A 6,026-nucleotide genomic window follows, 5' to 3' on the forward strand; every position below is an offset into this window, starting at 1 on the left:
GGATTATAGGTTTTCCGATTAAATGACCGACCTCCCCACCGTAGACATTTTCACCGACGGCGCTTGCAAGGGCAATCCCGGCCCCGGCGGCTGGGGCGCGGTGCTGCGCTTTGGCGATACGGAAAAGGAAATTTCCGGCGGCGAGGCGCAGACGACCAACAACCGCATGGAGATGATGGCGGCGGTAGAGGCGCTCAACATGCTGAAAAAGCCGTGCAAGGTGACCATCTATACCGACAGCAAATATGTGCTGGACGGCATCACCAAATGGATTTTCGGCTGGCAGAAAAAGGGCTGGCGCACCGCCGACAACAAGCCGGTCAAGAATGTCGAGATCTGGCAATTGCTGGTCAAGGCGATCGCGCCCCATCAGGTGACCTGGCAATGGGTAAAGGGCCATGCCGGCCACCCGGAAAATGAGCGCGCCGATGCGCTGGCCTGCGCCGCGGCGGAGCGTTTTCGGCGGTAGGCCCGCAAGCACGCCGTGTTCCCGCGCAGGCGGGAACCCAGTTCTGCCGCCCGGACTGGGTTCCCGCCTGCGCGGGAACACCTAGCTTTTTTACTTATCGTCGCTTCAGTATCGCCTCGATCAGCGTCACGTCCGTCGGCTTGTCCGCGTCGATGCACGCTTCCGGGCTGTCCATCGCCACCAGCCGCGCAGTCAGGCCGAATTTCCGCCCGATCCGCCCCATGCCGCCGCGCAGCGTCATCACCCGCAACAGAGCGCCCAGCAGGGCGAAAGGCCCGAAGGCGGCCAATATCTTCCACCCCTTTTTGCGGTCCTGCTCCACCTCCTGCCACAGCGCGATCACCGGACGCGCCTTGTTGCTGCCGAACCAGAAAATGTTCGCGCCCGACCACCAGCCATCGCGGAATTTGAGCCAGGTCCGCCGCGAATCGGGATAGCGCGCCAGCAATGTCGCCCGTTCCACCATGGCGACGGCGATGTCCGCGCCGCTCGCTTCCGCCACGAACTGGTCGAGCATCGTCCGGTCGAGCAGCACATGGTCCGCCGTGGTCAGCAGGATCGGAAAAGGCAGGTCGCCCCGCTCCAGCAACGCCAGCAGCGACGAGGCGATCCCCTGCCCGCCCGTCTCGAACCGGACGTGCGGATGGTCGGCCAGCCAGGCGGTAGCCGGATCGGCGGCGAAGACGTCGGGCCGCTGCGTCAGCACGATCACCTGCCCGATCGCGGGATGGTCGAGCAGCGCGCGGGCGGGGCGGTTGATCATCGGTTCGCCCCCGACCGGAACCAGCGGCTTGACCGGCACCCCGGCGGCGGTGGCCAGCGGATCGGCGATGGGGCGTGCGCCCGCGAGCAGGATGGCGGTGATGGAACCAGTCATCGCCGCGCCCTAGAACATTCTGAAGTCGGCTGGAACAGACGACGACTCGCAGAATGCGGAAAAACAGGAAAAGCGGAGCGGGCGGCGTGCGAAAAGCCGCTTATTTGCCCGCCGCCGCCGGAGCCGCCGCGGCCTTTTGCGCGAACGCCTCGTGGATTCCCACGCGCAGCCCCTGATATTGCGCCAGCCGCGCCCGAAACGCCGCCAGTTCCGCCCCCGCCAGTTGCGCAGTGGTGGTGAATTTCACCGACAGCGGATTGACCGTCGCGCCGTTGCGATACAGTTCATAATGGAGATGCGGCCCGGTCGACAGGCCAGTCGATCCGACATAGCCGATCACCTGGCCGCGTCGCACCCGCTGGCCCGGCGCCGCCGCTATGCGACTCATATGCGCATAGCCGGTAGCCAGCCCGCCGCCATGCTGGATGCGGACATAATTGCCATGGCCGCCATGCCGCCCGGCAAAGGCGACCACGCCGTCGGTGACGGCATAGATGGGGGAGCCGTAGCGGGCCGCGAAGTCGATGCCCGCGTGCATCCGCGTATAGCCCAGGATCGGATGGCGGCGCTGGCCATAGCCCGACGACATGCGCCCGGCGACCGGGGCGGACAGCACGCCGCGCCGTTCGCCGACGCCCGACGCCTCGAACCATTCGGTCCGCCCGTCCCTGGTCCATTTGAGCATGTCGACTGACTTGCCGCGCGCACGCTTCAGCCCGGCATAGAGCAGGTCGCCTACCTCCACGTCGCCCGTCTCCGCGCGGCGATATTCCGTGACGATGTCGTAACGGTCGCCCGCGCCGATGCCGCCCAGATCGACCTGCCCCGCGATCACGCGCAGGAAGGCCTGCACCGCCTTGGGCGGCGCGCCGGACGCGCGGGCGGAGCGATAAATGCTGTCGCCGACCACGCCCTGGATGCGCAGCGGCGTATTATCGACGCGGATAGGCACGCGCTTGACCGACAGCACGCCGCCCGCCCGCGTCAGTTCCAGCGCCAGGTCGAGCCGTGCGCGAAACGCCAGCTTGTCGAGCGGCCGGGGCCGGTCGCGGCTGGCGCGGCGGCCCAGGATGATGTCGAGCCGGGTGCCAGGCTTCAACCCGCCACTCATATCGCCGCCGACCATGGACATGATCGTCGCGACGTCGCCGCTGCTGACCCCGGCGCGCGACAGCGCGCGGGGCAGCGTGTCGCTACTGCCGATCTGCGCGCTCAGTTCGATCTGCGGGCGTTCGGGGGTTTCGCGCAGCGGCTGCACCGCATCGGTCGCGCCCATATGCCGGCCGCTGTCCGCGCCCAGTGCGAGCGGCGTCATCATCTGGCTGCGCACTTCGTCATAATGCGCGTCGCTCAGAGGCGCGCCGGACAGGCCGGGAATCGGCTGGAAACTGGGCGAAAGATAAAGGGCGGTGGCGCACAGGCCGAAACAGGTAAAAAGACCGCGGAACCAAGTGCGGCTGCCAACCCGCTCGGCGAGGTCCGGGACCAGTTCGACTTCATCGGCCCATTCGCGCAGGCGTGCCCGCCAATCCTTGGGCGCCGCTATGGGCGCGCGCCCAAGCGCATCGGCCATCCATAGCGACATGGATGCGCCGCCCTGCTGCGACCCGAACTGGCTTTCCTGAAACAAACCCGCGACCCCAAAGGCATCTTTATCATTGCTGCGCCGGCAACGTCCCCCGCGCCATGCGTGAGCGGGACTGTTGTGAACGCACAGGGTTAAAGTCAATTTAATGGCCACATACGCTGCCCAACACGGCGACGGAGCGTGCGCAGATCACGCTTATCCGCTTTCGTTTTGACGACTACTGGAAATTACAGCGGTGTTGCGCGGAAAATGGGGGAGCTTATAGATTGGCGTTATGGATATTATCGAATCAGACGGAACAGACAGCATTTTCATGACTCGGCCAAAGCCGGCACGGGCAGGATTGAATAATCAGAAAATGTGTTTGTTTGGCTTACTCTCCTTTGCGAAGCAAAAGGGAGGCGGCGCGATCCTTCCGTCAAAAATTATTGATTTCAGCGCCAAGAAATCTGAATTGGTTGAACATTCCTGGGTAGACATTGCCGAAGTATTTGACATTGGCAAAGTTAAATCTTGGATGCAGAGTGAAAATCTTTCTCGGCCAAGTTCTCCCGGTCGCATCATGGTACCGTGGAAACAATGTTTTGATTATGGCTGTGAAGCTATAGCCGATCCAGATAATGTAGAGTTTTTCGGGCGTTTTCTAGGCGCTTTACGCGCTTCACCGCCGCTCCGCGACCTAGCGTCGAATATATCAAAATATCTTGGAAATAACACCGCCGCAGTACAACTTAGAGTAGAAGAAGATTGGCAACATCATGCGCGCAAATTGTTGGAAAAGAAACCAGGTGGAACATTTTTGCTTACACCATATGATATTTTGATTAAGGTAGCGAACACTCCTGAATTAAAGGGATACAAGCGTTGGCTCGTTTTTTGTGACCAGAAAGCCATGCCTTGGACCACTGAAGAAATAAAAGATGAAGCGCGTGACAGATTGGGAATCGACTTGATATTTAAGTCCGACCTTATGGATAAGTTTCGATTCCCTGAAAGCAGTATTAAAAATGCCAATCTCGACTTTGAAATTGGATTATTAACTCCAGCTTATGTTGGGCTGCATCAGTCCAGCTTTAGCAATATGCTATACAGGACAGCAAAATTATTATTGGAATCAGAGCCGGCGCATTATTTGTATAGCGTTCCTGGCCCATTTGCTAAAAAGCGAGTCGCTATGTAAAATTACCGGCGCCACATGAGCAAAATGGGCGAAGCTGGCGGCGTGCACGCGCGGGCTTCGGTTTTCGTGCAATCAATGGCACGATCTCGCTTGGCGCTTTGTGCGAAATATTGGATGACTGCTTCGCTTGGCTTTCCGTCCGCCTCCAAAACGGCAACCCTCCTCAAAGTCGCCTGCAGCAATCCTTTTGGTATTGCGGGAATCGGTGGACCTTGCACACGCCTCCCTTTTCCATGCGATGGCGATGCGTTGCCCTTTGTCGACTGAAAACCAACCTTTCGGGGCTTTTCATCAGGAAAGGTCACTATGATGGATGCGCCCTTGGCATCGAACTGCGCAAAACGCACGACATCGCTCCTCATGGCATTGGCTCTACTGGAAACCTTGTTGGGGTTAGCACTTTTCGCTATCATCCTACTGGTCCATCGACCCGACGAAAAGCTCGCCAAACTCAGTGAGTTATGACCATCAGCCGTGTATTTAGAATAGGCGATCTTTGGTGTGCCAGCCTGATCAAGCGACAAACCCACTTTCGTGACCAATCCGCCATTCGCGCCGACATGATCGACCGTTTCAGCGGTTTTTGGATCGAGGATATGGCCAATTCGACGCCCTCCTGCGCCATACCAATTTTTAAAATCTCTGGTTGAAGCATAGCTTAGAGCCGGATTCGGAAGTTTCTCAATTCTGACCCAACTTGAACAGTGCTTTTGGAAAAGGCATTTTTGTTCAATGACATGCACGCACCGGCGCGAGTGTTACCACTACATTTTTGGGTTTGGTTGAGCTTGCAGAGGCTTAGGTTCGCGGCGGCAGTTCGCTGATATTGGCCGGCAGCGCGATGCCGGTTGCCTTGAAGACATTCCCCACCTGGCCCGAAACGTGGGTGCGGGTGGTAATGACCTTGCCGTCCTTTTCGATGGTGGCTTCCTGAAGGCGATCGAGATCGTTGAGGAGCGGCTGCCATTCGGGCTGCAGGCCCTTTTCCTGACACAAGCGGGTCAGTTCCTTGGCCAGCGTCAGAGCGAGGAACGAGACAAACACATGGCCGCGGATAGCGGCATCGGACTGATGGAAGATGGGACGGGTATCGAAGCTCGCCTTGGCGACGCGGAACAGGGCCTCGACCTGAAGCAAATCACGGTAGCGGATGACGGCCTGTAGCGGAGTGATCCTGGCATTGGTGCGCAGCACGCTGATGCCGTCGTAGCGCGCCTCGTCGGCAAGCTTGCCCATGTCGATCTCGAAGGTCTTGCCGCTGGCCTTGAGATAGCGGCGATAGGCCGAGTTGCCGACCAGGGCCTTGTCGCCCTTCTTCAACTGGGTCTGGAGGCCATCGATGATCGCTTGCCGGTCGGCCTTGTCCTTCCTTGCCTCAGCTTCGTTGAGCGTGACGACGTAGCGCTGGGCATCTGCGCCTTTGCCAACGCGCACTTCCTTGACCCACAGCTGGGTGTCTCCTGCCTGTCGCTCGAGGACCAGGGGTACCATCGGAGCAGTGTCGGCAAGCACGACATCGCGGATGACGTTGCTGGTGCGCTCTCGCGCACCCAGGATGTATTCCATCCCCAGCTCTTCAAGGGCGGCGATCGTACCGGCACTGATCATGCCGCGGTCGGCCACGACGCACGAGCGGGTTATCCCAAAGCGGGTACGCAGGCGCGTGACGATGGGCATGAGCACCTTCACGTCGGCCGTGTTGCCCGGGACCATCTCGGTGCAGATCGGACGCCCCTCGGCGTCGATCACCACGGCCAGGATCATCTGGGCAAGCTCGGGCCGGTGGTCCTTGGAATGACCACGCCGACCCAGCGTGTCGCCGCCTGCACCGTAGAACGAGAGCGACGTCGTATCCATGAACACCAGGCTGAGATCAGTGAACAGGTCCCGCCGGCGATCGAACAGCTTCTCC

Annotated in this window: 6 protein-coding genes; 2 read left to right on the plus strand and 4 right to left on the minus strand. The window is 60.2% G+C overall.

Features of this window, described 5'->3' with window-relative positions:
* Positions 1 to 22: 22 nt before the first annotated feature.
* Entirely contained in the window at positions 23 to 469 is a 447-nt protein-coding gene (gene rnhA, locus EWH12_RS12795; protein WP_129926819.1) for a ribonuclease HI, read from the plus strand.
* A gap of 94 nt (positions 470 to 563) precedes the next feature.
* Here the strand turns inward: rnhA and EWH12_RS12800 are convergent, their stop codons facing one another.
* Together EWH12_RS12800 and EWH12_RS12805 are read right to left on the minus strand one after the other, a co-directional pair.
* Complete coding sequence (locus EWH12_RS12800; RefSeq protein ID WP_129926820.1) at positions 564 to 1,346, minus strand: nucleotidyltransferase family protein; 783 nt, start codon at positions 1,344 to 1,346, stop codon at positions 564 to 566.
* A gap of 100 nt (positions 1,347 to 1,446) precedes the next feature.
* On the minus strand, positions 1,447 to 2,976 hold the full coding sequence (locus EWH12_RS12805; protein ID WP_479725513.1) for a peptidoglycan DD-metalloendopeptidase family protein: 1,530 nt from the start codon (positions 2,974 to 2,976) through the stop codon (positions 1,447 to 1,449).
* A gap of 232 nt (positions 2,977 to 3,208) precedes the next feature.
* On the opposite strand from EWH12_RS12805, the gene EWH12_RS12810 reads away from it, so the two are divergent.
* Positions 3,209 to 4,114, plus strand: coding sequence for an O-fucosyltransferase family protein (locus EWH12_RS12810; protein WP_129926821.1), 906 nt, complete (start codon positions 3,209 to 3,211; stop codon positions 4,112 to 4,114).
* Between the two features lie 2 nt (positions 4,115 to 4,116).
* Here the strand turns inward: EWH12_RS12810 and EWH12_RS12815 are convergent, their stop codons facing one another.
* Positions 4,117 to 4,857 (minus strand): BNR-4 repeat-containing protein, encoded by a 741-nt coding sequence (locus EWH12_RS12815; protein WP_129926822.1) that lies wholly within the window; start codon positions 4,855 to 4,857, stop codon positions 4,117 to 4,119.
* Positions 4,858 to 4,912: 55 nt separating this feature from the next.
* A partial coding sequence (locus tag EWH12_RS12820) for an IS1634 family transposase (protein WP_129926823.1) occupies positions 4,913 to 6,026 on the minus strand: 1,114 nt, incomplete at its 5' end.

It is taken from the genome of Sphingobium cupriresistens (assembly GCF_004152865.1).
Taxonomy (GTDB): Bacteria; Pseudomonadota; Alphaproteobacteria; order Sphingomonadales; family Sphingomonadaceae; genus Sphingobium; species Sphingobium cupriresistens.